The sequence below is a fragment of the Nocardia sp. NBC_01499 genome, assembly GCF_045040275.1.
Taxonomy (GTDB): domain Bacteria; phylum Actinomycetota; class Actinomycetes; order Mycobacteriales; family Mycobacteriaceae; genus Nocardia.
This window is the reverse complement of the sequence record NZ_CP109426.1, coordinates 10,154,770-10,180,745: the sequence shown is the minus strand read 5'-3', so window position 1 is coordinate 10,180,745 and position 25,976 is coordinate 10,154,770. Positions and strand designations below refer to the sequence as shown.

Sequence of the window (25,976 nt, the reverse complement as noted above, 5' to 3'; positions counted from 1 at the left end):
ACTGGACACGTAATCGACCCGGTCAGGGTCACCACAACTGTTCGGCAACCACTATCGTGACGGAGCGAAACTGTTCAATTGGCGAGAAGCACGGGGGACACACACGGTGAACACCACTCAGGGTGGATGGTCGAACCTGCCATCGGAGCCGGAGCGCGCCGAGCACAATCGCAAGGTGCTGGTCGCCATCGTCGCGGGCGGCGTCCTGTTCGCGCTCGTCGCGGCGGTCTGCGTCGGGCTCGTCGGACGCGACCTCCGCGAGAATGTCGTCGGCACCCCGATGGCGGTGCAGAGCAGCAGCCCGCTGCCGGGCACACCCGCTGGCGTCACCGACAACGGTGCGGTCCGGATCGGCGACCCCGGTGCGAAGACCGTCGTCCGCGTGGTCGCCGACCTGCAGTGCCCCGCCTGCCAGGCGTTCGAGAAAGCCAACGCCAAGGTGCTCGAGGACGCCGTGACCAGCGGTTCGGCCATCATCGAATACAACGTCATCTCGTTCCTCGACCGGGCGTCAAGCAGTCAGTACTCGTCGCGGGCAGCCAACGCGTCGTACTGCGTCGCCGAGGCGGACCCGTCGAAGTACCAGGCCTGGCTGGCCTCGATGTTCGAACAGCAGCCCGCCGAAGGCGGTGACGGGCTCCCCGACGACCGGCTTATCGAGATCGCCAAGGACACCGGATACACCGATTCCGCAGTGGCCCAGTGCATTACCGACCGCAAGTACGACCCCTACCTGCGGGCGAAGACCAAGGACATCCTCGGCAGCGGCATCAAGTCCACCCCGTCGGTGTTCATCAACGGTCAACAGGTCACCGACGCGCAGCACCTCTTCGGCCTGGACGGGCTCGGCCCGCTGGTCACCGCCGCACGGTAGGCATTGGCAAGGGCGACTTAGCAACTCGATCGGCTAGGTGGTCCTCGGCTGCTCTTGACTGATTACCGGTAATCGGTAGATCATGTTGTCATGAAGTGTTCGAGGGGGATGTCGCGATGGCGTTGAACGAGTTGACAGACCGGCCGGTCCGGCTGACCGATGCCGTGCACAACCAATTGCGGGACGCGATCCTCAGCGGCGATCCCGCACCGGGACAACAGTTGTCGGTGCCGAACCTGGCCCAGCGGCTCGGCGTGTCCCGTGGCTCGGTCCGGGAAGCGGTGCTGCAACTCGTCGCCGACGGGCTGGCCGAGGAACGACCGCGGCGCGGTGTTGTCGTGGCGACGCTCGGTGCCGCCGAAGTCCGCCACATCCACCAGATCCGGGAGGTGCTGGAGGGGCAGGCGGCGCGACTGTGCGCCGAGTCGCGCTCCCCCGGCCTGATCAAAGCCCTGACGGCCGCCCTCGCGGCGCAACAGCGGGCGATCACAGGGCACGACGGAACCGGCTACGCCGACACCGACCGACGTTTCCACACACTGCTCGCCACCGCGTGCGGCAATCCGATGCTGAGCGCCCTGATCGAACGACTGCACACCCAGATGCAGTTGGCGCTGACCAGAGTCGCCGAGGCGCCCGAACACCGCAGGTGCGGGCACGACGAGCTGAGCCGAGTACTCGAAGCCGTCCGTTCGGGCGACGCCGACGCGGCCGAGGCCGCGATGCGCGCCCATATCCGTCGAACCCGGGCGGCAGTTGCCAAGGGAGACAACGCAATCACCGCGGTGGCCAACAGGTAAGCGCCGACAGCCGTGCATATCCGACGAACGCAGGGCATAGCGATCGCGGTGGCGACCACGGCCTTGACCGTGCTCGGCGTGGTTGCCGAGTCCGCGACCGCCGAGGACAGCGACCCGTTCCTGCTTGCCAACAAGTTCAGCGGGCAGTGCCTGGCCGTCCACCAGAATGACGCGCCAGCCATCCAAGACGACTGCCATCCGGAATCTCGCGACCAGTATTGGCGTTACCGGCGGCTCGGGGACGGAACCAGTCAAATCGTGAACACGTTCACCGGCAAGTGCCTTGCCGTCCATTCCAGCAAGGACAACAACGCCCCGGTCATCCAGGCCGACTGCCACCCGGAGCTCGCCGACCAGCACTGGTACGTCGACGATTCGGGGACGATCACCAACGGACACAGTGGCAAGTGTCTTGCCGTTCATCACCAGGATGCGCCGGTGTTCCAGTACACGTGCTTCCCGGCGTTCGGCGACCAGTATTGGTACATCCTCCCTTAGGACCGTCCATCCGCCGGTAGAAGTCGGGGCATGTGAATCCGCCACGTGCGGTGGACAATTGGGGCCGCTGCGGGCTCGGCCCGCTAGTAACCCGCCGCACGGTACGGCGGCTCAGGTACCCTCGTCGCGATCTGTCGGCTTCGAGCCGCGCAGTGAAGGGAAAAGTATGGATTTCATTGGCATGTCACTGAGTTGGATCATGGCGATCCTGATCGGTTCTCCAGCGTTCGGTTCTGTCAATCCAGGCTCGCCTGGTTCTGTTGACCCGTGCCAAATCGGCAGGTCTTGCCTGTAGGCATGCGGGGTGGGGCGAGGTTCGGCGGAATGACCACGGACTTCGCCCCGCGCGGCCGATGATCGGCACACCTCGGACCTGCCCGGATTGCCGCTTTAGCGAACGTGTTTCGGCGATATCCGCTAGTTTGCTGCTATGCATCCACGCTGGGGCGCCGCGCTCGCCATTACCGTCCTATCGTTGTCCGGGCTGGTCGCCGGGACCGTGCCGGCCTCGGCGGGTCCGCCCGTGGTGTCGTGCACCTTCACGCCGACCCCGGAAAATCCCGCCGCCCGTCCGGTGCTGCAGCCGCCGCCGGTCGCGCTCGGCGTCGGCACCATGGACGTGACGTTCCAGTTCAACTACGGGCCGGTCACCATCCGGCTCAATCGCGCAGGTGCCGCGCCTTGCGGTGTGCAGAACATGGCAAGTCTTGTGCTGCAACGGTTCTACGACCAGAACCAATGCTGGCGGCTGACCGACAGCGCCCGGCTTGGCGTCCTGCAATGCGGCGACATCTATGAGGTGGAGAAGGGTGGTCCCGGCTACCAGTTCCCCGATGAGGTGGACGGCACCGAAACCTACGAGCGCGGCACGGTGGCCATGGGCAACCAGGGGCCGGGGACCAACGGCAGTGAGTTCTTCATCGTCCACTCGTTCGCGCATATTCCGGCGAACTACTCGGTGCTCGGCCAGGTCGTGAGCGGGATGGACGTCCTTGATCGAATGGTCGCCGCGGGAATCACGCCGACCGAGCGTGGCCCACTCGACGGACTGCCCGCCCAGCCGGTCGTGATTACCAGCGCGCACCTGGGCTAGGAACTGTTATCGCTTGTCTCGCAACATCTGTCGAGCTGGTGTCTGCCACACTGATCAGCTGGTAAAGCCGGTGCGGGAGGGGAACAGGCATGGCAGAGATTCCTGAATGGTCGAAACAACTTCCGTGGGGAGTGCGGATCGACTGGGGTTTGGCGGGTGCGCGGGCGTTAGGGCCCGACAGCGCGGCGGTCGTAGTCGTCGACGTGCTGTCGTTCACCACGTCGGTATCGGTCGCTGTCGACGCGGGGACGCGGGTCTTTCCGTATCCCTGGCGAGACGAGACCGCGGCGGAATTCGCGGCCGATCATGACGCGCAACTGGCTGTCGGGCGTAAAGCCGCGTCCGCACAGCAGCCGTGGTCGCTATCGCCCGCCGCGTTGCTTCGGGCACCCGCCCCGGCCCGCCTGGTGTTGCCGTCACCGAATGGCTCGGCTATTTCCGCCGCCGTCACCGGCGTGCCGGTGATCGCGGCATGCCTGCGGAACGCGTCCGCGGTGGCCCGCTGGATCGTCCAGCAAGGTTGGGGCACCGTGGACCGGCCGATCGCGGTGATCGCCTCGGGTGAGCACTGGCCAGGCCAGGACGTGCTGCGACCAGCGATCGAGGACTGGTTCGGTGCCGCCGCGGTCATCTCGGCCCTCGCCGCGAACGGTGCTGGACCGCTCTCGCCGGAAGCATCAGCGGCCAAGACCTGCTACGACGCCACCGCGGACATCCCTTCGCTGATCGCCAACTGCGCTTCCGGCCGCGAATTGGCGGCTATCGGGTTCGCCGACGACGTCGCCATCGCGATCGACATCGATGCGGGCAAGTCGGTGCCGGTGCTGGTAGACGGGGCTTTTACCGACGCGGCACACTGAATGATGACCGAAGTGTGACGTGCGGCCGCGCGAGGACTTTCCGGCCGCGAGCGCGGGTTGTACGAGAGGCCGATATGAGGAGGTCATGTGGCACAGGAATACAACAGGAATCCCGCGGCCGTCGCCGCCCTGTCGCCTGAGCAGTACCACGTCACCCAGGAGAACGGGACCGAGCGGGCGTTCACGGGCGAGTATTGGGACAATCACGAGCCGGGCATTTACGTCGATGTGGTGTCCGGTGAGCCGTTGTTCGCCTCGGTCGACAAGTTCGACAGCGGATCGGGATGGCCGAGTTTCACCAAGCCGATCGACGCCGGGAATGTGGTCGAGAAGCGGGACTTCAGTCATCTGATGATTCGCACCGAGGCGCGGTCGGCGCACGGCGGCAGCCATCTCGGGCACGTGTTCACCGATGGGCCGCGCGCGGAGGGCGGGCTGCGGTATTGCATCAATTCGGCGGCGCTGCGTTTCGTCCACTTCGATAACCTCGAGGCGGAAGGTTATGGGCAGTACCGGACTCTGTTCACGAAGGAGGACGCGTGAGTGAAACGCGCAAGGCGATACTGGCGGGCGGATGTTTCTGGGGCATGGAGGACCTGATCCGTAAGCAGCCGGGGGTGTTGTCGACGCTGGTTGGTTACACCGGCGGGCGCAACGACCACCCCACCTATCGCAATCACCCTGGCCATGCGGAGGCCGTGGAGATCGTCTACGACCCGGCGCAGACCGACTATCGGGCGCTGCTGGAGTTCTTGTTCCAGATCCACGATCCGACCACGAAGGACCGTCAGGGCAACGACATCGGTAGCAGCTACCGTTCGGCGATCTTCTACCTCGACGAGGACCAGAAGCGCGTCGCGCTGGACACCATCGCCGATGTGGACGCCTCGGGCCTGTGGCCGGGACCGGTCGTCACCGAGGTGACCCCGGCGAGTGAGTTCTGGCAGGCCGAGGCGGAGCACCAGGACTACCTGGAGCGCTACCCGGACGGCTACACCTGCCACTTCCCTCGGGCGGGGTGGAAGTTGCCGAAGCGGGAGAACGCCGCGAAGTAAGCCCGTGCCGGACGGTTATGAAATACGTTCGGGCACAAGGTAACTGAATAACGCACAACCGACTGCGCCGCCTTCTTCAGGTGGCGCAGTCGCTGTTCGGCCCCGCCGGTTGAACCAATGCCCGGTGTAACCCCGTTCCCTACCTGAAGGGAAGCGTGGTTGCGCGGCACTCAGAAGGTGGGCATGGTGGGACGAACGGTATCCGGGCCCCTGTCGCGGGACGAACCAGGATCGAGCCAGGAGCGCGAGCTACGACTGGTCTCCGGTGACGGCTACCGCGACTGGGAGGCCGTGTACCGGGACAACGTCGCCTGGGTGTTCGCGCTGATGTTCGCCAAGGTCGGGAATCGGCCGGACGCCGAGGATCTGACCGCCGAGGTGTTCATGGCCGCGCTGAAGCCGCTGCGGGTATCGGCGAGCGTCGCCGAGGTACGCGCCTACCTGCGGGCCACCGCGCGCACCGTACTCGCGGGCTACTGGCGGACGCGGATGGGTCGGCAGATCACCACCATCGACGACGACATCGTCGACGATCGGCCCGACCCGGAACCGCCGGACCCCGTATCCACGGCACGGGCGCGGGATGTACTCGACCGGCTGCCGGATCGCTATCGTCGGATCCTGGAACTACGGTTCCTGCAAGGGCTGTCGGTGCGCGACGCGGCGAACGCGTTGGGTGTCAGTATCGCTAATGCGAAAGTGCTGCAACACCGAGCGATACAGATGGCGGCGCAGGCGAGTGCGGGAGGTGGGCGGTGAGCGGTCGGGACGTGCGACGCTATGTCGAGCAGTTGCTGGCCGGGCACCGCCCGCGCGCGTTCCGGCCCGACGCCGACGAGGCCGAGCAGATGCGCACGGCCATCGACCTGCGCGCCGCGCGGCTCGGCAGCCAGGCGCCCAGCGAGGAGTTCCTTGCCGATCTGCATCGACGGCTCGCTACCGAAATCGACGGTGCGGCAACCGAATCCCCGCCGGACGCGGCCACGCCGCGCCGCTGGGTGTTGATCGGCACCTCCGCCGCCGCGGCGGCCGCGGCGACGGGGGCGGCGATCGATCACGCCCTGATCGGTCGTCCACCAGCGAACGAGCCTGCGGCACAAGAGACTTTGACGCCGAACAACGGCACCTGGCACGCCGTGGCCGCCAGCGCCGACTTCCCCGAGGGCGGCATCATTCATTTCGATGTCGGCACCCTGAGCGGATTCGTGCGGCGCGTCAACGGCATTCCGACCGCCGTATCCGGTGTGTGCACGCATCAGGGCTGCAAGCTTTGGCTCGACGCGCCCACCGCTCAGCTCCGTTGCCCTTGCCACACAACCTCTTTCGCCGCCGATGGTCACGTGATCGCCCATCAGCTTCCGGTGGCGCCCGCACCACTGCCCCACCTCCAGGTGCGGGAAAACAACGGCGCGATAGAGGTACTCGCGCCGACCGAGCCCGGCTGAGGGGCTCGTGTAACCCCGGCTCCTATCTATCAGTGAGGAACCCGCGGCAGCGGGCAGAAACACACTGGATGGAGACCGGATCGATGAGACGTATACCCGGCGGGCGGCCGATGATGGTCGTCGCCGCAGCAGCAGCACTCATGGCGTTCGCGAGCGCGTGCGGCGGCGGTCAGAGCACGAACAACGCGCAGCCGACGCCCGTATTCGCTTCCGGCACAGCGACTCCCGGTTTCCAGCCGGGTGGCGCCGCGGCCGACACCATGCCAGGGATGCCAGGCATGTCGATGTCTCCCCCAGCGCAGGCGGCCGCTCCCGCCGGGCCGAACGCGGTGAACATCGACAACTTCGCGTTCGCACCCGCGACACTGACGGTCAAGGCGGGCACGAAGGTCACCTGGGCCAACCGTGACGAGGAGCCACACACCGTGGCCGCCACCGACGGCAGCTTCCACTCGCCGGGGCTTGGCACCGGGGCGACTTACTCGTTCACCTTCGCCAAGGCGGGCACCTTCGCCTATATCTGCTCGATCCATCCGTTCATGAAGGCAACGGTGGTGGTCACCCCATGAAGCAGCCAGAGCGCGACCCGCACGCCATGACGCGACGGCAGCTGATCCGGCACAGTGCCTGGTTCGGCGCGGCGGTCGGGCTGACCGTGGTCGGCGGCGAGGTCATCTCCCACGTCGCGGGCAGCACACCGGCCGCGGCGGCGGACAACCGGCCGACACTGCGTTTCGCCCAGCTCAGCGACAGCCACATCGGCTTCCAGGGCACCGCCAATCCCGATGTCACCGATACCTTCACCGAGGCGATCGGTCAGGTCAACTCGCTCGGCTACCAGCCCGATTTCGTGATCCACACCGGCGATCTCACCCACCTGGCCACTCCGGAGCAGTTCGATCAGGTCGCACAGATGATGCAGGGACTGAACACGCCGCACGTATTCACCGTTCCCGGAGAACATGATTCGACCGATGACGCGGGCCAGAAGTATCGTTCGGTGTTCGGCAAGGGCACCAGCGGCGACGGTTGGTACAGCTTCGATATCGCCGGCGTCCACCTGATCGCCCTGGTGAACACGTTGAGTCAGCAGACGCTCGGACACCTGGGGCAGGACCAGCTGGAGTTCGTGCGCAAGGACGTGGCCGGACTCTCCAGCGACACACCGATTGTCGTGTTCAGCCACATCCCGCTGTTCGCGATGTACCCCCAATGGGGCTGGGGCACAGACGATGCCGCCCAAGCGCTGAGCTACCTGCGGCGCTTCGCCTCCGTCACATGTCTCAACGGCCATGTGCACCAACTGTTCACGAAGACCGAGGGCAACATCACCTTCTACAGCGGAACCACCACCGCCTATCCCCTGCCCAAGCCCGGCGACGGTCCGGTGCCGAAGCCGGTGACGCTGCCGGCGGGGAAGCTGCACGACGCCCTGGGTATCCGCGAAGTCACCTACCAAAAAGGACAGCAGATGTTGGCGATCAAAGAACAGACGCTGAAATGAGCGACCGCCCAGACCTGCTCGCCCGCATAGGAATCAGCGCAACCCTCGCGCTCAGCGGCTACCTGCACGCCGACCTCTACGCCAACGGCTACCGCTACATCCACATCATCGGGCCATCATTCCTGCTGCAAGCCGCCGCGTCATTCGCCCTCGCCGTACTGGTATTGGCCGGACCATGGACGTTGCGGGTGGTGGCCGCGGCCCTCGCCACCGGCGCACTGATTGCCTTCGTACTATCCCGCACCACCGGCCTTTTCGGCTTCAGCGAGATAGGTTGGCAACCGTCCCCGCAAGCCGCCCTGAGCGTCGGCGCGGAGATACTCACCGTCATCCTGTGCGGGGCTTCGCTGCTGAGGTACCGAGGGCGGACACAGCGGCGCGCGGTTGCCGCCTCAGATGTCTCGTCGAAAGCTCGGGCCGATGCATGACGAGAGTCAGTGCGCGTCCAGGTCGCGGCCGAAAGTGGTGGACCGCAGTCGATTACGCTGGTGTTCGGACAACCAGTAGTTGGGCTTTCTCGACGCGAGGATCGACCGGCGAGCGCCTCGATTAGGCACGATCGTGTCCAGCCGTTTCCTTCGCCGAGTCTCGCCGGGCACGCACAGATTGCCAAGCATGCCGAGGCCCCGGCGCTGGGCACGCTCGCGCGCGTCGACTTCGAGCATCAGATCTACGAGTGGCCGCCCCATCACCTGCAGCACTCTGCGGTCCAGCCGGTAGACGATGCTCCGGTACCACACCGCGAATGCCGCGAACAGTCCGAACACCGCGAGCATCAGCGCCACCGCGAGCGGCCAGATCGGCTGCCACAGCGGTACGCCGCGGTTGATCGCGACAACCGCGAGGACCACGATCGGTACTTGCAGAAGGAGTCCGATAGCGAACGAGAACTTCGTCTGTCCGGTTCGGATGAGGTCGAGCAGCACCACGGCGCGGGCGAGCGCTCCGTCCTGCTCGGCCGCCGGTACGTCATCGAACGCGGCACCGATCGCGAGAATCGGCTTCCCCTTCCGCACGCGTGCCCGCAAGCACGCGGTCCCCGATTCGACGCGCGGTGACCGCACACCGAATCGCGCCGCGAGTTCCTCGGTGCGCGTGCTGATCTGAGCTAGGTCCACATCCATATGATCTAGTACGTGCGGCACGCACCACATGTGGGTGTGCGAGCTACTCGCGCGTCATGTCGAATGCCGCGTAGTCCGGCACGGCGAACGAGTCGTGTAGACGCACACCCTTGGTGTTGAGCTTGGCGGCTGCGCGGCTCACGGGTGCGGGGAGAGCGTTGAACAGTCGAATGGCGTTGGCCATTGCCCACACGTTGAAGGGGCGGGCGGGTACGAGGGTCTTCGCGGCGGCGATAGCGAAAGAGCGGCTGCGACGAACGTAATCGCCGATCTCGTGTTCGTATGCGCCGAACGCGGCGGAGTGGTCATCGGCATGTGCGGCGAGTTCGCCCGCGAGGATGTAGGCGCCGATTACGGCCATGCTGGTGCTGCCGCCGACGGCCGGGCCTGGGCAGTAGGCGGCGTCGCCGACGAGGGTGACCCGGCCGCGGGACCAGGTGTCCAACCGTAGTTGCGTGATCGAATCGAAGTAGAAGGATGGGGTGTTGTCCAGCTCGGCCAGCAGGCGGGGCACTTCCCACGCCATGTCGTGGAAGTGGCTACGCAGCAACTGTTTCTGCTGCTCAACGTCTCGGTAGTGGTAGTCGAGCGGGCGCGGCGGGCGGAGAAAGAAGCCCGCACGCGCGTCGCTCATGTGGGCGGCGCTGTAGACGCCCGCTACGCGGCCGGTGTCGACGAACATCTCCATGACACCGTCCAACTCCAGGTAGTTGGGTACGGAGAAGATCGCCAGGTACGCGCCGAGCCAGGTGGTGAACCCGGCTTCCGGGCCGAAGACCAAAGCTCGGACATTCGAGTGCAGCCCATCGGCGCCGACGATCACGTCGAAGCGCTGCGCGGGACCGTGCTCGAAGGTGACCTCGCCGTCGTCGCCGATCGCGGTGATCGAGTCGTCGAAGATGTAGTCGGCATCGGAACAGGTTGCGTTGTAGAGGATCTCACTCAGGTCATCACGCATGATCTCGACGTGGCTGTCGGATACGGCGGTGAAGAGTTTGCGTAGCTCGAGTGTCACCGGACTGCCGGTGGGGCGGCGGATCACGAGAGTCTCGGTCCCCGTGGCCTTTGCCCGAATCTCCTCGACCACACCCATCTGCTCCACGATCCGCATGGCCGGCCGGAACAGATCCACGGCATGACCGCCGGACTTCCGCAGTGCCGGTGTGCGTTCGACGACGGTGACATCGAAGCCGAACCGGTTGAGCCAAAAGGCGAGCACGGGTCCGGCTATGCTGGCCCCGGAAATCAGAATGCGCATCGGTGCACCTCGGTCATCGAGATCATCGGCCCCCCTCGCGGCGACCCCCACTCAATCATGCTCCTCGCCAACCGATATCGGGCAACCATTCCCGCCTCGCCGTTCCCAGCTCTCAGTCGGCCGTCAGACTGCTCGGTGATTGGTCCGGGTACGGCATATCCGGGCCGGAATTCGGAGTAGTTGTCTCCCAGACCGAGTTCGGCGTGCAGGGCGTCGCCAATGATGAGACCGTCGATTGCCCCCTCGCGCAGCTCGTCCATCCAGTCGGTCTCGAGCCCGCCGGGGTCGATCATGGCTTCAGGGGTCCCAGCCGACATATGCGGCGACGTACCCGTCGAAGCTGGCTACGCATCCGGCTTGGAGTGCGCGGAATCGGATGGGGCGGGTTCGGCCAATTGGATGGACGCGCTTCGCGCTGCGGTCCGGTTTGCGGTTGCGGTTGCCGGGCGCGTCGAGGGGCAGGGCTGCGGCTGTTATGGAAAGCGCAGCGGCGGTGCGAGTTCTGTGAATCCGCAGGAACTCGAGCGGTAGGTAACGATCATGTACGGTTCGTGATCGAGCTGAAACATATACTGGCACAACTAGTTACAATGATCATGTCGCGTTGCTACCCGGTCACGCAGTAGAATTGTCGGTCATCGACACTAACTTTTCTCGCAGCACGTTCCTGCGTGGCATGTTCGGACTCGGGGTAGCTGGCTGGGCGCTGGCCGGTTCGCCCGACTTGTCCGGATATCCTGCCGCGCGCACGGATTCCCTGTGGCCGTCCCCCGGTGCGGCTGCGGGGCAGGCGAATTGGGACGACTTGAAGGGTCGGCTACAAGGCCGGGTCGCCCTCCCCGGCGATGCGGACTTCGGGTCGGCGAAGCAGATCTTCAACACCCGATTCGACGCGGAAACGCCCGCGGCCGTCGTTCAAGTGGCGTCGGTCGACGACGTCGCGGCCGCCATCGTTTTCGCGGCCGAGAACAGCCTGACGGTGGCCGCCCGCTCCGGTGGGCACTCCTACGCGGGAGTCTCCTCGGCGACCAACGCGATGGTCATCGACCTGCGGCAGCTGGGCGGGGTCAGCTATCAGGACGGCGAAGCGGTCGTCGGCCCCGGCCAAACGCTCTATGACGTATACAACGCGCTCGATCAGTTCGGGCAGTCGATCCCCACCGGCATGTGCCCGGACGTCGGCATCGCCGGACTCGCCCTCGGCGGCGGCATCGGCTTCGAATCCCGCCGCTACGGGGTGACCTGCGACCGGATCGCCGCGGCGACAATGGTGCTGCCCGACGGCACCGTGACCGACGTTTCCCCGACCTCGCGGCCGGACCTGTACTGGGCGATCCGCGGTGGCGGACCGCTGTTCGGGGTGGTCACCTCGTTCACCCTCCGCACCTGCCCGGCCGACTCGAAAGACGTTGTACGGCTGACATTTCCCGGCGACCATGTGGCACAGGTCATCGCCGGTTGGGCGGCCTGGCTGCCGACCGCCGACCGCAGCCAGTGGGCCGATGTCAGTGTCGACGCCGACGGTCACGGCGGCCTGAGCTGCTGGGTACAGCTGGTCTGTGATGCCGGAGCGGGCCCCGGCGCCGCCGCGGATTTCGCGGCCGCGACGATGACACCGCTGACGGTCGAGACCAACACCCTGAGCCATATGGACACGGTCAGTGTGCTCGCTGGCGGCAGCCCCACTCAGCCGCGAGCGAGTTTCACCAACGGCTCGGATGTCGTCACCGAGATGTCCCCTGAGGTCATCGGCGCGATCATCCAGGCGCTCACCACGTTCTCCGCGGCCGGTGGCACCGGATGGGTCCAGATCAACACCCTCGACGGCGCGGTGCGCGACACCGGCCCCGGCGACACCGCGTTCCCGTGGCGCACCCACGCCGCGCTCGTGGAATGGGGTGCCTACCAGCCGATTCCGCATGAGACGGCGCTCGCCTGGGTCACCGCGGCCCACCGGCTCATCCAACCCGAGTCCGTCGGCGCCTACGTCAACTATCTAGAACCCGGCGACCTGCTCGCACGCTACTACGGCCCCAACTACCCGCGCCTCGACGAAATCCGCCGAAGCGTCGACCCGGACGGCCGAATACACACCGTCCTGGTCAACTGAATCGGCGGCACTCCGGTCCGGCACCAGGCGTGCCGCAGCTGAACCCTCGCTGGCTGGTCGAAACCCAACCAAGGCACCGAGTGCTGTTGGTCGGATGATCACGGGGAACTGGCGGCGGCAAATCGCGAGAGGATAGTTACGTCAGTTCCCCGTGATCGCTTGTCCAGTAGATGCATGAGGGCGCAAGGGGGACGCAAGGGTGGTGCAATCGGGGGGCGGCAACCTCGTCTGCATGACCAGTTCAGTAACGATTATTGGGGCCGGGCTCGGCGGGCTCACGTTGGCTCGGGTGTTGCATGTGCACGGTATTGCGGCGGCGGTGTATGAGGCGGAGCTGTCGCCGACGGCGCGTATGCAGGGTGGGATGCTCGATATCCACGATTACAACGGGCAGTTGGCGGTCGAGGCGGCCGAGCTGGTTGACGAGTTCCGCGGCATCGTTTTGGAAGGCCGCCAGGCGATCCGGATTCTCGCCTCGGATGGCACCGTGCTGGTCGACAAGGCCGACGACGGTACGGGTGGACGCCCTGAGGCGCAGCGCGCCGAGTTGCGGCAGATGCTCCTGGAATCGCTGCCGGCCGGGACGGTCCGGTGGGGGTACAAGGCCAGCGGTGTTCGCGCCCTCGGCGCAGGCCGCCACGAGGTGAGCTTCGCCGACGGCAGCACCATCGTGACGAGCCTGCTGGTCGGCGCGGACGGCGCGTGGTCCAGGGTCCGGCCCCTGTTGTCCACCGCCACACCGGAATACGCTGGCCAGTCGTTCGTCGAGACCTACCTCTACGACGCCGACACCCAGCATCCCGCCGCCGCGAAGGCGGTCGGCGGCGGGTCGCTGATGACGACCTCGCCGGACGGGCAGATCCACGGACACCGGGAACGGGGCGACACCCTGCATACCTATGCGGTGCTGCGCAGGCCGCTGGATTGGTTCGCCGCCATCGATTTCACCGACGCCGCCACGGCGCTCGCGCGGGTCGCCCGCGAATTCGACGGCTGGGCACCGGAACTCACCGCCTTGATCACCGACAGCGACACCGCACCGGTCTGGCGCCCGCACTACGCGCTGCCGACCGGACACCGGTGGGATCGCGTGCCGGGCGTGACCCTGGTCGGCGACGCGGCCCACCTCTCGGTCCCGAACGGTGAAGGCGCCAACCTGGCCATGCTCGACGGCGCCGAACTCGGCAAAGCCCTTGCCGCACACCGCGATGATGTGGAGACCGCGCTCGCCGAGTTCGAGCAGGCCATGTTCCTGCGCAGCACCGAGATGACCGCCGAAGCCGCGGAGTTCTTCGAGCACATCGCCGACGAAAACCCGGCGCTGATCGACATGTTCACCGGACGGGACTAGACAGGCGCGCCGCTCACCACGGCACAACCCCGGCGTCGTCGAAGAACCCGCCGGTCGGTCCATCGTCGGGCAGGGTCGCGAGGTGGATCGCGATCGCCGCGCCCTGCTCCGGCGTGCGGACGCCAAGGAATCTGTTGAGGTCGGTGGCGGTATAGCCGGGGCAGGCCGCGTTGATCAGGATGTTGGTGTCGCGAAGTTCCTTGGCGTATTGGATGGTGACGGCGTTGAGGAACGTCTTCGACGCCGAGTACGCGGCGGAAATCGGGCCAGCTTGGGCACCGGGTGTGGTTTGCCGGGTCAGCGAGCCGACCGTGCTCGACATGTTCACGATCCGCGGTGCTGCCGAGCGGCGCAGCAGCGGTAGCACCGCGTTGGTGACGCGGATGACGCCGATCACGTTGGTATCCACGGCGGCGAGCACTGTCGCGGGGGCGACCCGGGTTGGCTCCTGTGGCATGCCGCCGGTGATCCCGGCGTTGTTGACGAGCACGTCGAGGCGTCCGAAACGTTCCTCGATCAGCTCGGCGGCAGCGGTCACGCTCGCGTCGTCGGTCACGTCGAGCGGTACGCCGAACACGTCGGCACCGGCCGCCCGCAGCTTCTCCACCGCGGCTTCGCGGCGCTGTTCATCCCTGGCGCCGACACCGACGCGCCAACCGAGATTGCCCAAGCCAGCGGCGATCTCGTATCCGATGCCCTTGTTCGCGCCGGTCACCAGCGCGATTGTCTGTTCACTCATACGGTCGATTGTTGTGCCGCGTCGAGCGGGGCGTCCAACACCGACTGGGTGGACAGCGATACCGCTCGGGTATTGATACCGGTAGACGCCGGATACCATGGAGATCGTGGAGACACGGGAGCTGCGATACTTCGTAATCGTCGCTGAGGAACTGCATTTCGGGCGCGCGGCGCATCGGCTCGGCATCACGCAGCCCCCGCTGTCCCGGGCGATCGGGCAACTCGAACGACGGCTCGGAGTGGTACTGCTGCAACGCAACAGCCGCGCGGTCAGCCTGACCGAGGCCGGGCTGGTGCTGCTCGGGGAGGCGAGGGCGGCGCTGGACGCGGTCGACGCCGCCGAGCGCCGCACCCGCCGCGCCGCCCTCGCCGCGACCGGTCCTGGCCTGGTCCTGGCAACCAAGGCCGGAGCGTCCATCGAACTGCTGTCCAAACTCCTCGACGCCTACGCCGCCGAGCCGGGCGCGGTCACCGTCGATGTGCTGCTGTGCGGGCCGGGCGAGCAGGAACGACTGCTCCGCGACGGGCGGGCCGACGTGGCACTTTTGCACCAGCCGTTCGATGCGACAGCCGGATTCGACATCGAGGAGCTGCACAGCGAACAGCAGGTAGTCCTGCTACCTGCCGGGCATCCCCTCGCCGACCGGGCCCACGTGCAGCGCTCCGAAGTCGCCGCGCTGCCCGGCCTACCGATGCCGCGCTGGCCCCGACCAGACGGCACCTACCCGGACGGGCCCGGTCCGCAGGTTCGCGACCATACTCAGCTGCTCCAACTGGTCGCGCTCGGCCGGGCTTCGGCGCTCATGCCGGAATCCGTCGGAGCCCATCTTGGCGGCGAATACACGGCCGTGCCGGTACTGGACGCGCCGACCGTCACGACGGTGATCGCGTGGCCACCGCACAGCCGCTCCAAAGCCGTCGCCGATCTCGTCCGGACCGCTACCCGCCTCTAGTCGACTCCAGGGTCACTTGTCGCCGACGATCAGTTTCTCGAGAACCGCGGGCAGGTGCTTGAGCATCGTCCGCTCCTGATCGGTCAGCTCCGACCGCGCGGCCTGCGCGATCCACGCCGCTCGACTCGTTCGTTCGTCATCGAGTCGGGCACTGCCTTCGGCCGACAGTGTCACGATGACGCGCCTCTTGTCGCTGATATCGGCGGCGACGTCGACCAATCCCTTGGCAGCCAAGAGCTTTACCGTCCTGGCCATGGTTTGGTGGCGGACGCGTTCTCGATCCGCCAGGGCCACGATCGCCTGCGGTCCCTCTCGGCGTAGCTGGCCGAGCACCGCCGCCTGCCCGGCGGGCATGGTGTCGACGGTTCTGACGCTGCGCACGAACTTTCCGACGACAACGCGAAGTTGCTCGGCGTCGGCCACGGAGTAGTCGGCATCCTTCACTGGACAAACTATACAGCTTCGCTGTACTTTCGGAAATACAGCAAGGCTGTATATATCGACCACATCAGGAGAACTGTGAGCTACAACCCCTACGCGCTAGCCTTCCCTGCCGCCGAATTCGACTTGCGCAGTGATGATTTCGACAACGGAGGCCCGCTCCCGACCGCCTGTTACAACACCGACGCCGGTGCCAACCGGTCCCCCGCGCTCGCCTGGTCAGGCCTGCCCGATGGCGCCCGAAGCCTGGTCATCACCGCCTTCGACGCCGATGCGCCCATCCCGGGCGGACTCTGGCACTGGGCGGTCAAGGACGTGCCCACCGCAGCGGGGAGCATCAACGGTAATGCCGGGGTCAGTGGCGGGGCCGAGCTACCCGCCGGTGCCGTCCTGCTGACCAATGACCTTGGGCAAGCGGCATACTCAGGAGTACGACCGCCACCCGGCACCGGCACCCATCGCCTGTTCGTTTGCGCGACAGCGCTTTCGGTGGATTCTCTGGAGATATCGGACGGCGCGAGTCTCGCAATGCTGAATATCGTGATGATTCCGCACACGGTCGGACGGGCAGTGCTCGTGGGAACGAGCGACGCTCCCGCCTGACAGGTGCGCCAACAGGGCTTGTCTAGACCAACTCGACCTCGTCGTAGCCGACGGTCAGGCTGTGGCGCCGCTCGCGCAGTACGCCGCCCTCGCGGTGGACCAGTCCTTCGCCGAAGTCTATGCGCAGCTTCGCACTACGGGCATCGACTTCCCGGACGACCGCACAGATACCGCTGAACGGTCCTTCCGGAAAATGGACTACATCGCCTGGCGCGTATTCGGTAAATCCCACGGCGCCACAGTAATCCACTACAGGGTGGGTGGGCCTTGGTTGATGCGGCGCATGATGGGGGCGAGGCGGTGGAGGGCGTCGGTGGTCATCAGCTGACGCTCGTCCCACCAGGTCGCGCCCGCGTCGGCGAGGGGGGCGATGAGGTCGCGGGCCTTGGTGGGGTCGCCTGGGCTGATGCCGCCGACCACTACCTCGAAGTGGTTGTCCTGTTGGTCTTTTCGGTGTTCGTTGACGTAGGCGACGAGGTCGCGCAGCTCGTCGATGGGTGGCAGGTTGCCGTGACCGGCGCTGAACAGGGGGACGACGCCGTCCCAGCGGGCGGCGCGGCGGATCGGGCGGCGATGGGGCCAGAAGCCCGCGATCCAGACCGGCGGGCGTGGGCGTTGCGTCGCGGCGGGTAGCAATGTGACGTCGTTGACCTGATAGTGCTTTCCGTCATGGTTCACCAGCTCGCCGGACCAGTAGCGCTGCAACAGTTCCAGGCCCTCGTCGAGGCGCTCGGCCAGTACGACCGGGTCGGTTGGTTCCCCGAAGCTGCCGAATTCGTCCGCGATCGGTCCGCCGAGACCCGCGCTGAAGATGACCCGGCCACCGCTGAGGGCATCCAGGGTCGCCACCTGGCGGGCGAGTTGTTCCGGCCGCCGCCTGGCCACCGGAGTGACCAGGGTGCCAAGCTTCAGGCGCGAGGTCGCCAGCGCCGCCGCGGTCAGCAGCATCCACGGATCACCGAACGGTTGACCACGCCGTTCCTTCTTGTCGAGCACCACGTGGTCCCAGATGAACAGTGCGTCCCAGCCCGCCTGCTCCGCCGCCGAGGCCGCCATTGCCACCGTCCTGGCGTCGGCGAAGTCCCCGAAGTTCGGAATGTTGATCGAGAATCGCATACCGGAATAGTGCGGTGTCAGGCCGTTTCAGGCAAGCGAATTAGATTCTGCGGCAACGATAGTCACCTGCCCGTGGCGAAGTGTTCAGCGGCACTACCAGGGCAAGGTGCCCGCGTTGTCGAAGTAACCGCCGGTAGGCCCGTCGGTGTCAAGCTCGGCCATCCGGACGATGATCTCGGCGCCCTCCTCGACGGTCTGAGTTCCGGTGTGCCCGTTGAGATCCGTCGCGGTGTAGCCGGGTTCCACCGCGTTGATCCGCATGGTCGGGAAGGCCTTGGCGAATTGCACGGTGATCATATTGACCGCCGCCTTCGACACCGGGTAGCCGACTCCGAGGTAGGCGTATGCGGGTGTGCCAGGGGTGCTGACCTTGGTGAGCGAGGCCAGTCCGCTGCTGACGTTGACCACGACGGGCGCGGCGGATCGTTGCAGTAGCGGCAGGAACGCGTGCGTCACGCGGACCACGCCGAAGACGTTCGTCTCGACGATCGGCCGCATCATGTCGACGGTCACCGCGGCCGCGCCGATCTCGGCACCGTCCCTGGTCTCCCCTTCGATGCCCGCGATGCCCGCATTGTTGATCAGCACATCCAGCCCACCGTCGGCCTCGATGGTTTTCACCGCAGCGGCGACGGACGCGTCGTCGGTGACGTCGATGACCACCGCCCGCGCGCCCAGCTGTTCGGCGGCTCGGCGGCCGCGTTCGGCATCCCTGCTGCCGAGGTAGACGGTGTGGCCCGCCGCGATGAGGCGGCGGGCGGTTTCGAAGCCCAGACCCTTGTTAGCTCCGGTGATCAGTGTTGTTGTCATGACTCCAGCTTCGCGCCGAGCGGGACGGCCAACCAGTCGTCTGTCCTTCCTGGGACTGCTGATACCAGGCAGGTGGTCGGCCGGACGGGCAGACTGAGAAACATGGCAACAGCGGAATTCGGGAGGGCGGTGCACCGCTGGCGTGACAAGGTCACGCCCGAGACGGCCGGGCTGCCCGCCGGTGGACAGCGGCGCGCTCCGGGTCTGCGTAGGGAGGAACTCGCGTTGCTGGCGGGGATCTCGGTCGACTATGTCACCCGACTCGAACAAGGGCGTGCGTCGAATCCCTCGACCCAGGTGGTCGAGGCGCTGGCCAGGGCGCTGCGCTTATCCGCGGACGAGCGCGCACACCTGTTCCGGCTGGCCGGGTTGGCGCTGCCTGACCCGGAAACGGTGCCAACCTACATCACCTCGAGCGTGCAACGCGTGCTGGACCGGCTGACCGGGACACCCGTCGCCGTCTACGACGCGTCATGGACGCTGCTGCAGTTCAACCAACCGTATGCGGCGTTGATGGGCGATCAGCCCGGACGAAACGACAGCAACCGCAACGGTGTCTGGCGCTACTTCCTCGGCCTCGGCGTCCCCACCCGCCGCACGCCGGAGGCCATCCGCGCCCACGAAACCTCACTGGTCTCCGACCTGCGCGCCGCCGCCGCCCAATACCCGGCCGACCAGCGGCTACGAAAACTCATCGCGGAACTGCGCACCAACAGTCCCCGATTCGCCGCGCTATGGGAATCCGGCGCGGTCGGCCGCCGCGAAGCTGCCCAGAAGACCATCGATCATCCGCGAGTTGGCACGCTGACGATGGACTGCGATGTACTCACCGTGGCAGGCAGCGAACTGCGCATCATGATCTACACGGCCGAGCCGGGCACCGAGGATGCCGAACGCCTCGCCCTACTCACCGTCCTCGGCACCCAATCCCTGACCGGCTAACGAATCCAACGTCCCCTCAGTCCTTTTCGAGATCCAGCGCCACCCCGCCACAGCGAACTCCAGCCCCACTCACCCGACCCCAACGCCAAGGCCTCCGCGGAGAACTAACCGGCGGTGCGAATGCGATCGGCGTGGCGGGACGAAACGGGGGGACGGCGTGGCGCGATGGGGACAGTATGCGTACCGACCTCACCTGTGGTGAGCGGCGGCAAGCCGTACGACGGCTGCTCGCCGTGTGTCATTTGCTGAATCAGCTCGTTGACCTGGCCGAAGGTGACGGGTCGGAGCTGTTGATCGCGCAGGCGCACACGACCCGCCGACTACTTCAGGATCTCGTCCTCGACATGGTGGCGGCCACCTACACCAACCCCTGACCGATCGCGCCGCCGATATTGTTTCGGCGTGCCGACAATCCAGAAGGGGGACCAAACCGAACGTAGATGTGTAGGCATCGACGTTTCGGAATGAGGTCATCATGGACACAAGACCTGAGGGTGTGGTCCGTCCAGTGTCGAGATCGGTTGCGCAGCAGCCCATAACCACAGCATTCGCGCGGCGTTTGCGGTGTCGCGATGACACCGTGCGGCTATCATTTAGTTAATCGTTCGGTGTACCGGGGGTCGGGTGGTAGCCGAGAGCGGCTCGGCGAGTCATGACAAGGCAGGGGTTGAGTGGCCACGATCGCGCAATTGAGGGCAATTCTCGCGGTGCTGCATATCGACCCTGGCGACATCGATGCCCTCGCGCACAACGACACCGCCGTCGAACGTGCCAAGCTCGCCGCGTTACTGCAGCGGGTCTTCAGCAGCGAACTGCGCAGCGCGGTCACCAACGCACCCGATCAGAACGAGCTGGCCCGCCGCTGGACGGCGGCAAGCACCCAACCGGCGCTGGTCGGCGAAAACGCCACCGAACAGGCCCATTTCGACGCGCACTGGCTACACAACCGGATCGACGCGCTGGCCCCGCGCGACACCTCCGACCAGGCGCCGGTCCTGCTCGACGCCGCCGCGCGCGCCGCCGAGGCCGCGCAGGTGCTGCTCTCGCTGAGCAGCGGCAACCCGCACGGCGACGGCACCGAAACGCTCTGGCGCACCGCGCTCGACGACCTCGCGTCCGCCTTTCACCTGATCAACGACGAACACAACTCGATCACCCAGCCGATCGAGTAACCGCCGTCAGCTCCGGCCGACCTTGCTGTGATTGAGCCGGAATTTGAACAGGGCGACCAGTCCACCCGCAACGCCGACGGCGAGCAGGATCAGGCACGGCTTGATGATGTCGCTGAACCCGGCACCGTGCAGGATGACGTCCTGATACCCCTTCAACGCCCAGTACTGCGGCGTGTAGGGCGACAACGCGCGTGCCCAGGCGGGCAGCGTGTCCCGCGGGGTGATGGTGCCGGCGAGCCCACCGATGGCAAGCGAACCCACCTGCGCCATGATCGCGAGCTGATCGATGGTGCGGCACAACGAGACGAGGGCGATGCCGAATCCCCAGGTGGCCGCGAGCAGCGAGGCGGTGATGGGTAGCAGAAGCCAGCTCGAGCCCTTGCTGTGCAGGTCCCACAGCGTGAACACGACCAGCCACAGAATGGCAACCTGAGCGACCGAGAACAGCACCGAGGGGAACGACTTCCCGATGATGACCTCGATCGCCCGTACCGGAGCCGCTCGAATCCGCTGCCAGGTTCCCCACTCGTGTTCGCGGAAGAACGACGCACCGAGCAAGGTGGTGATGAAGAACGCGAACATCACGATCGTGCCAGGCCCTGACTGCTCGACACCGCTCGCGTTGAAGTATCCGGTCAGCCGCAGCTGCGCCCGGTTCGCCGGTGTCAGGAACGCGATCATGCCGATCGGCAGCACCGTCAGCACGATGAGCTGAGCCGGGTCCGACCGTATACGGCGCAGATCCGCCCAGGACAACGCGCGTACTCGATCAACAGCAGAGTCATGCAACAGCATCTTGGATCCCTTCCACGGGCTGGTCATCCTGCGCCGCGCGCATGATCGCCAGGTACGCGTTCTCCAGATTGGGGTGATGGATCTCCGCCGCGAGCAGTTGATCGGTGTCGGTATCCAACGTGGCGAACAACTGAGCGAGCAGTTGCCCCGGCACATTGGTTGGGATGTTCAACCGCTTCGACTCCAGCACGGCGGCACCGGGTGCGGCGAGGAATCCGCCGAGGCTCGCGGGGATGGCGGCCGAGAACTCCAGGCTCACCGCGGACTGCGCGTACTGCTCCACCAGATCCGAGGCATTACCCTGCGCCAGGATCCGGCCTTGGTGCAGCACGACCACACGCGCGTCGAGCACCTCCAATTCGGGCAGATAGTGCGTCGCGTACACGACGGCGGCACCGTGGTCGGCGAGGTTGCGGACCTCTACCAACAGATCCTGCCTGGCCGAGACGTCGGCGCCGACGGTCGGCTCATCGAGCCACAACACATCGGGTTCGTGCAGCAGTGCCATCGCGGTGTGCAGCCTGCGCTGCTGACCGCCGGAGAGCTGGTGCGCCCTGGTCTTCAGGAAGGGCGTGACACCGAGCCGATCCGCCACCTCGTCGATGCGCGCGACCAGGTCTTTGCGCCCGACGCCCATCAGCCGACCGAAGAAGGTTAGGTTCTCCTGCGCGGTGAGCGTGGGATTCACGCCGAGTTCCTGCGGCGCGAATCCCAGCTTGCGCCGCGCCTGGCGCGGGTCGCTCGCGACGTCGATGCCATCGATGCGCACCGTGCCGGAGTCGGCCGGTGTCAGGCCCGCGACGATCGACGCCGTCGTGGTCTTGCCCGCGCCGTTGGGCCCGAGCAGCCCGACGATCTCGCCCGGCTGCACGATCAGATCGATCCCGGTGAGGACCTGTTTCTTACCGTACGACTTGTTCAGGTCGGAGATCTCCAGCATCCCGCACCTCCTCACTCAGAATTGGCCATGGTGCGCCCCAACCGGCGGCGCCGAGCACTGAAACTTCCCCGGGGACAGCCTCTTCCGCGGAGAACGCGTTGACGATGTCGGCGGCGACGGGTGCGATGGGATTACTCACCGCACGTCCGCCCGGCGTGTTCGTCAGGTCGGTCCACAGTCGCGGTGGACGCACCACCACGACGTTCCAGGGATGGTGTCGCGCAACGTATTCCGCGAGACCCTCGACGGCCGCCTTGGCCGCCGCGTAATGCGGCCACCAGCGTGGCGGGGCGAGCACCGCCTCCGAGGAGATCATCACGACCGTCGCGCCTTTGCGCAGCCGCGGCACGCACACCGACAGCGGCGCGAAGACCAGCCGGGTGCTCGCCGCCATGAACTGCGCGGCGGTCTCCACCGCGTCCGGTGCCAGCGGCAGCGTCGGAATGGCCGGTGCCGCAAGCAGAACCACGCCATCCAACTGACCCTCCGGCAGCGCGGCGCCCAACGCCCAGCCGTCGCTGGCGTCGGCGAGCACCGGCCACAACCGGTCCCGGTAGGCGTGCGAGGCCGCCGCGAGCACCTCGGGTGCCCGGGTGCAGCTCACCAGCACGCGCGCGCCCTGGCTGGCCAAACCCAGCGATACCGCGGCACCGAGCCCACGGCTGCCGCCGACGACGAGAATGGTTCGCCCGGCCAGCTTCTCCGAGGGCGGCAAGACCGCGGCAAGTTCCGCCGGGTCCGGCCCTGGCACCGACTCCCTGATCAAACTCTGCACGGTGACATCGGCACTCGCGCCGCAGCGCATGCCAGCGCGCAACGTGACGAGGCCGGAGCGTCGATCCACCTCGGGTTCGCTGGTATCGAATTCGACTGCGCCCGAACCAGATCCGTGCAGCACGACCGTGCACGCGACGAGCAAGGCATCCCGGCCCGGCGTGCACATCCCGGTCCAGTAGCTTGCCCAACCGAGCACCGCCGCGACATGTTCGGGGACACGTCCGCCGATCACCCGCGATACCAGGCTCGCGATCAGCGGATAGTCCACCGAGTAGGAGCCGCTCTCCTGGCCGGGCGCCTGCGCGGAATCCCCTGCCAGATCGGCCAATCCGAGTACCCGCGGCGCATCGCGACGCGGCTCGTCCTCGGCGGCGGGACCGCACCACGGCAGCACCGAGCCGAGCCTGCACCGGATACCGACCACCTCGATACCGCCGAAGCTGACCTTGCCGCGGGCCTCGCTCTCCGAAACCGTCCAGTCGACCTCGTAGCGCCGACCCGGAATCGTGGGCTGGCGGAACGTCGCCCGGATGTCGCGCACCGCCATCGGGTCGGTCGTCTCGGCCAGCGCGGCCAAAGCGAGAGTGACCACCAGCGCGCCGTGCGCGACCGGCCTGCCGTAGGGCGATCGGTGGCCGAAGTCGTTGTCCACGTGCAGCGGATTGCGGTCGCCGACCGCCGCGGCGTAGGTCGCCACATCCGTATCGGTAACCCGGAAGACCCGGGAATTCATGACACCCGCTCCTGCCGTGCGTCCACCACAGAGGCGGCGATCTCGGCCAGCGACGGTTCCGAGGTGAGCGTGCTCTCCGGAAGTTCCACCGCGAAGGCGCGTTCCACCGCGTAGACCAGGCGCACCTGGGCGAGTGAGTCCCAGGTGTCCATATCGCCGCGGACGGTGTCGGGGCCGTGCGCGGCGGGCTCACCCACCACCTCGGCGAACAGCTCTAGCAGCTGCTCCATCACATCAGTAGCCATGTTGCATCTGCGCCTCTCGCACATGCGGGCTGCGCGCGAGTGCGCCGCCCGAAAGGTCGTAACCGAATACCGACCCCTGTTCTGACTCCGCTTCGAGCGCGAAGCCGTGCCCGGGGTACAGATCGCGCACCAGCGCGTTGCGGGCGGTCGGGAGATACCGGCCCACCAATCGTGAGCTGCCCTGTGCCAGCGCCCATTCGGCGGTCGCCGCCAGCAGATTGTTCTCGGCGTTGCGGCCGATGACCCGGCAGCTGAGCAGCAGCGTGTCGATCTCGACGGTGCCGCCGCCGACAGCCTCGGCGAGCAGCACGCCGACGATCCCGTGGTCTGCGAAGCGGTCCCGCAGGCGCAGCGTGGCCGCGAACCACTGCGGATCCTCGGCCATCTTCCTGACCTGGGTCTGGGTGTGCCTGCGGGTGGTCAGGTTGAACTGGTTGGTCTTGGCGATCAGCTGCGCGGCACGGTCGAGGGTGGTGCTGTTGATCGGCTCGATCGTGGCCACCATCTCCAGGCCGGCGAGGAACTCGTCGAGGTTGTCCGTCGTCGCGGTCCGTTCGGCGGCGGCGAGCGCCTGGTAGGAGCGTTGCCTGGTGAAGTCCTCGCTGGACAGCGAGCCCGGGTGCAGCCAGGGCAGCGCCGCGAGTTCGGCGGCGAACTTCGCGGGCGAGGCGGGCAGGCACAGCGCGCGCACCTCCGGGTGCGCGGCGACGACCTGGGCGCATTCGGCCGGGTTGTCGTCGACGAAGGCGAAGCTGTTCAGGCCTAGCCGGATCTTGTCCGAAATCTCCTGGAGCTGTTCGGATTTCGGTCGCCAGTCGGCGACGATGTAGGTGAAGTCCTCGACCCGCAACACCATGCCCGGCGCCTCGGCGATGGCGCGCAGCGCGAGGTCGCGGTCGTTCTTGCTGGCCACGGCGAGCAGCACGCCGCGCTCGGTCAGTGCGCGCAGGTAGCGCTGGAAGTCGGCGAACGCCTCGCCATCGGGGCCGGTGCCGACGCGAATGCCGTCGATGCCGTCGTCGCCGAGGATGCCGCCCCACAGGGTGCCGTCGAGATCGACCACCACGCAGCGCGCGGAGCGGCCTCGGTCGGCGGCGATGGTGTCGGCGATCGCCGAGGCGAGCCACGGCAGGCTGTCGGGCGCGTACGGCTGACGCACCCGGTACCAGCTGCGCGGATCCTCCCACTGGCGCAGGCCGACCTGGGCGGCGAGCTGCTCAACGTCGACGAAAAGCACTCGGCCCGCGGCCTGTTCGGCAAGGCGCGCGTTGATCTCACGCACCCGATACGACAGCGACTGCGGCGCGTGCCAGGCCGCCGGGCCGTAGGCGTCCACCGCGGGCGGCGCGAAACCGAGCTGGACGACCCGGACACCGGAGCGCGCGGCCGCGTCCCAGAGCCCGACCCAGCGGTTGACGGTCTCGTCCACCGTGCCGGTGACATCGTGATGGGTACCGGCCAGCACCACGTAATCGCCCTCACGGAACGGTGTTTGGGGCGCGAGCAGCACCTGCTCGACCTGACCGAACGGGAACTCCAGGAGTTCCGGTGTCAGACCGGCGCGCGCGCCCGCCAGCGGCAGCAGCTCGGCGAGGAAGTCGGTGGTGTAGGTGGCGAGCAGCGCCATCCGCACCGCGACCCCTGGCACGCCGGGTTCGCGCGCGAGCGCTTTTGCGCGCTGGGTCCACGCGACGTAGCCGTCGGCGGGTGAAAGTTCTACTGCCACATGGGTTGTCATG

The 25,976-nt window shown here is 66.8% G+C and carries 32 protein-coding genes; 19 read left to right on the top strand and 13 right to left on the bottom strand.

Annotation, left to right across the window (positions count from 1 at the left end; genetic code table 11):
- Positions 1-106: 106 nt before the first annotated feature.
- The 12 genes from OG203_RS45760 to OG203_RS45705 all read left to right on the top strand — a co-directional run bounded on the left by OG203_RS45760 (position 107) and on the right by OG203_RS45705 (position 8,557).
- On the top strand, positions 107-874 hold the full coding sequence (locus OG203_RS45760) for a DsbA family protein (protein WP_405163459.1): 768 nt from the start codon (positions 107-109) through the stop codon (positions 872-874).
- 116 nt (positions 875-990) lie between these two features.
- The gene (locus OG203_RS45755) at positions 991-1,674 is read left to right on the top strand and encodes a GntR family transcriptional regulator (protein ID WP_405163458.1); all 684 of its coding nucleotides are present in this window, start codon (positions 991-993) and stop codon (positions 1,672-1,674) included.
- A gap of 48 nt (positions 1,675-1,722) precedes the next feature.
- On the top strand, positions 1,723-2,172 hold the full coding sequence (locus OG203_RS45750; protein WP_405163457.1) for an RICIN domain-containing protein: 450 nt from the start codon (positions 1,723-1,725) through the stop codon (positions 2,170-2,172).
- A gap of 430 nt (positions 2,173-2,602) precedes the next feature.
- A complete protein-coding gene (locus OG203_RS45745; RefSeq protein WP_405163456.1) occupies positions 2,603-3,265 on the top strand; it encodes a peptidylprolyl isomerase in 663 nt (220 codons plus the stop codon).
- Positions 3,266-3,354: 89 nt separating this feature from the next.
- Entirely contained in the window at positions 3,355-4,125 is a 771-nt protein-coding gene (locus OG203_RS45740; protein WP_405163455.1) for a 2-phosphosulfolactate phosphatase, read from the top strand.
- 87 nt (positions 4,126-4,212) lie between these two features.
- On the top strand, positions 4,213-4,668 hold the full coding sequence (gene msrB / locus OG203_RS45735; RefSeq protein WP_405163454.1) for a peptide-methionine (R)-S-oxide reductase MsrB: 456 nt from the start codon (positions 4,213-4,215) through the stop codon (positions 4,666-4,668).
- A complete protein-coding gene (gene msrA, locus OG203_RS45730; protein WP_405163453.1) occupies positions 4,665-5,180 on the top strand; it encodes a peptide-methionine (S)-S-oxide reductase MsrA in 516 nt (171 codons plus the stop codon). The genes msrB and msrA overlap by 4 nt, the downstream gene beginning before the upstream one ends.
- Before the next feature lie 186 nt (positions 5,181-5,366).
- Entirely contained in the window at positions 5,367-5,939 is a 573-nt protein-coding gene (locus OG203_RS45725; RefSeq protein WP_405163452.1) for an RNA polymerase sigma factor, read from the top strand.
- Positions 5,936-6,625, top strand: coding sequence for a ubiquinol-cytochrome c reductase iron-sulfur subunit (locus OG203_RS45720; protein WP_405163451.1), 690 nt, complete (start codon positions 5,936-5,938; stop codon positions 6,623-6,625). Before OG203_RS45725 ends, OG203_RS45720 begins: the two co-directional genes overlap by 4 nt.
- 83 nt (positions 6,626-6,708) lie before the next feature.
- Positions 6,709-7,194, top strand: a complete 486-nt coding sequence (locus tag OG203_RS45715; protein WP_405163450.1) for a cupredoxin family copper-binding protein — start codon at positions 6,709-6,711, stop codon at positions 7,192-7,194.
- Positions 7,191-8,129, top strand: a complete 939-nt coding sequence (locus OG203_RS45710) for a metallophosphoesterase family protein (RefSeq protein ID WP_405163449.1) — start codon at positions 7,191-7,193, stop codon at positions 8,127-8,129. The genes OG203_RS45715 and OG203_RS45710 overlap by 4 nt, the downstream gene beginning before the upstream one ends.
- Positions 8,126-8,557 (top strand): hypothetical protein, encoded by a 432-nt coding sequence (locus OG203_RS45705; protein WP_405163448.1) that lies wholly within the window; start codon positions 8,126-8,128, stop codon positions 8,555-8,557. Before OG203_RS45710 ends, OG203_RS45705 begins: the two co-directional genes overlap by 4 nt.
- Before the next feature lie 6 nt (positions 8,558-8,563).
- On the opposite strand, the gene OG203_RS45700 is transcribed toward OG203_RS45705, so the two are convergent.
- The 3 genes from OG203_RS45700 to OG203_RS45690 are packed head-to-tail and all read right to left on the bottom strand — an operon-like array spanning position 8,564 to position 10,804.
- Positions 8,564-9,247: a hypothetical protein gene (locus tag OG203_RS45700; protein ID WP_405163447.1), complete on the bottom strand. Its 684-nt coding sequence runs from the start codon at positions 9,245-9,247 to the stop codon at positions 8,564-8,566.
- Positions 9,248-9,296: 49 nt separating this feature from the next.
- Positions 9,297-10,511, bottom strand: coding sequence for an FAD-dependent monooxygenase (locus OG203_RS45695; protein ID WP_405163446.1), 1,215 nt, complete (start codon positions 10,509-10,511; stop codon positions 9,297-9,299).
- Positions 10,499-10,804: a hypothetical protein gene (locus tag OG203_RS45690; protein WP_405163445.1), complete on the bottom strand. Its 306-nt coding sequence runs from the start codon at positions 10,802-10,804 to the stop codon at positions 10,499-10,501. Before OG203_RS45690 ends, OG203_RS45695 begins: the two co-directional genes overlap by 13 nt.
- Positions 10,805-11,187: 383 nt before the next feature.
- Between OG203_RS45690 and OG203_RS45685 the strand changes: the two genes are divergently transcribed.
- Complete coding sequence (locus OG203_RS45685; RefSeq protein WP_405163444.1) at positions 11,188-12,621, top strand: FAD-binding protein; 1,434 nt, start codon at positions 11,188-11,190, stop codon at positions 12,619-12,621.
- Positions 12,622-12,853: 232 nt separating this feature from the next.
- On the top strand, positions 12,854-13,972 hold the full coding sequence (locus OG203_RS45680) for an FAD-dependent oxidoreductase (RefSeq protein ID WP_405163443.1): 1,119 nt from the start codon (positions 12,854-12,856) through the stop codon (positions 13,970-13,972).
- Between the two features lie 13 nt (positions 13,973-13,985).
- Here OG203_RS45680 and OG203_RS45675 read toward each other — a convergent pair whose 3' ends face one another.
- A complete protein-coding gene (locus tag OG203_RS45675; RefSeq protein ID WP_405163442.1) occupies positions 13,986-14,711 on the bottom strand; it encodes an SDR family oxidoreductase in 726 nt (241 codons plus the stop codon).
- A gap of 97 nt (positions 14,712-14,808) precedes the next feature.
- On the opposite strand from OG203_RS45675, the gene OG203_RS45670 reads away from it, so the two are divergent.
- Positions 14,809-15,663, top strand: coding sequence for a LysR family transcriptional regulator (locus tag OG203_RS45670; RefSeq protein ID WP_405163441.1), 855 nt, complete (start codon positions 14,809-14,811; stop codon positions 15,661-15,663).
- A 12-nt stretch (positions 15,664-15,675) separates the two neighbouring features.
- On the opposite strand, the gene OG203_RS45665 is transcribed toward OG203_RS45670, so the two are convergent.
- Positions 15,676-16,107, bottom strand: coding sequence for a MarR family winged helix-turn-helix transcriptional regulator (locus OG203_RS45665; protein ID WP_405163440.1), 432 nt, complete (start codon positions 16,105-16,107; stop codon positions 15,676-15,678).
- A gap of 75 nt (positions 16,108-16,182) precedes the next feature.
- Here OG203_RS45665 and OG203_RS45660 point away from each other — a divergent pair, with 75 nt between their 5' ends.
- Positions 16,183-16,707 (top strand): YbhB/YbcL family Raf kinase inhibitor-like protein, encoded by a 525-nt coding sequence (locus OG203_RS45660; RefSeq protein ID WP_405163439.1) that lies wholly within the window; start codon positions 16,183-16,185, stop codon positions 16,705-16,707.
- 22 nt (positions 16,708-16,729) lie between these two features.
- On the opposite strand, the gene OG203_RS45655 is transcribed toward OG203_RS45660, so the two are convergent.
- The 3 genes from OG203_RS45655 to OG203_RS45645 form a co-directional block, all read right to left on the bottom strand.
- A complete protein-coding gene (locus tag OG203_RS45655) occupies positions 16,730-16,939 on the bottom strand; it encodes a hypothetical protein (RefSeq protein WP_405163438.1) in 210 nt (69 codons plus the stop codon).
- Positions 16,940-16,956: 17 nt separating this feature from the next.
- Positions 16,957-17,823 carry an LLM class flavin-dependent oxidoreductase gene (locus OG203_RS45650; RefSeq protein ID WP_405163437.1) on the bottom strand — a complete coding sequence of 289 codons (867 nt, stop codon included), beginning with the start codon at positions 17,821-17,823 and terminating at the stop codon, positions 16,957-16,959.
- A gap of 93 nt (positions 17,824-17,916) precedes the next feature.
- Positions 17,917-18,633, bottom strand: a complete 717-nt coding sequence (locus OG203_RS45645; protein WP_405163436.1) for an SDR family NAD(P)-dependent oxidoreductase — start codon at positions 18,631-18,633, stop codon at positions 17,917-17,919.
- Positions 18,634-18,735: 102 nt separating this feature from the next.
- Between OG203_RS45645 and OG203_RS45640 the strand changes: the two genes are divergently transcribed.
- The 3 genes from OG203_RS45640 (at position 18,736) to OG203_RS45630 (ending at position 20,747) form a co-directional block, all read left to right on the top strand.
- Complete coding sequence (locus OG203_RS45640) at positions 18,736-19,575, top strand: helix-turn-helix transcriptional regulator (RefSeq protein WP_405163435.1); 840 nt, start codon at positions 18,736-18,738, stop codon at positions 19,573-19,575.
- A 176-nt stretch (positions 19,576-19,751) separates the two neighbouring features.
- On the top strand, positions 19,752-19,949 hold the full coding sequence (locus tag OG203_RS45635; protein WP_405163434.1) for a hypothetical protein: 198 nt from the start codon (positions 19,752-19,754) through the stop codon (positions 19,947-19,949).
- Positions 19,950-20,264: 315 nt separating this feature from the next.
- Complete coding sequence (locus tag OG203_RS45630) at positions 20,265-20,747, top strand: hypothetical protein (RefSeq protein WP_405163433.1); 483 nt, start codon at positions 20,265-20,267, stop codon at positions 20,745-20,747.
- A 6-nt stretch (positions 20,748-20,753) separates the two neighbouring features.
- Here OG203_RS45630 and OG203_RS45625 read toward each other — a convergent pair whose 3' ends face one another.
- Genes OG203_RS45625 through OG203_RS45605 form a run of 5 tightly spaced genes read right to left on the bottom strand, consistent with a single transcriptional unit; the run spans position 20,754 to position 25,975 of the window.
- On the bottom strand, positions 20,754-21,542 hold the full coding sequence (locus tag OG203_RS45625) for an ABC transporter permease (protein ID WP_405163432.1): 789 nt from the start codon (positions 21,540-21,542) through the stop codon (positions 20,754-20,756).
- Positions 21,529-22,482, bottom strand: coding sequence for an ABC transporter ATP-binding protein (locus OG203_RS45620; RefSeq protein ID WP_405163431.1), 954 nt, complete (start codon positions 22,480-22,482; stop codon positions 21,529-21,531). Before OG203_RS45620 ends, OG203_RS45625 begins: the two co-directional genes overlap by 14 nt.
- Positions 22,445-23,992 (bottom strand): SDR family NAD(P)-dependent oxidoreductase, encoded by a 1,548-nt coding sequence (locus OG203_RS45615; RefSeq protein ID WP_405163430.1) that lies wholly within the window; start codon positions 23,990-23,992, stop codon positions 22,445-22,447. The genes OG203_RS45620 and OG203_RS45615 overlap by 38 nt, the downstream gene beginning before the upstream one ends.
- On the bottom strand, positions 23,989-24,237 hold the full coding sequence (locus OG203_RS45610) for an acyl carrier protein (RefSeq protein WP_405163429.1): 249 nt from the start codon (positions 24,235-24,237) through the stop codon (positions 23,989-23,991). Before OG203_RS45610 ends, OG203_RS45615 begins: the two co-directional genes overlap by 4 nt.
- The gene (locus tag OG203_RS45605; protein ID WP_405163428.1) at positions 24,227-25,975 is read right to left on the bottom strand and encodes an HAD-IIIC family phosphatase; all 1,749 of its coding nucleotides are present in this window, start codon (positions 25,973-25,975) and stop codon (positions 24,227-24,229) included. Before OG203_RS45605 ends, OG203_RS45610 begins: the two co-directional genes overlap by 11 nt.
- Between the last annotated feature and the right edge of the window lies 1 nt (position 25,976).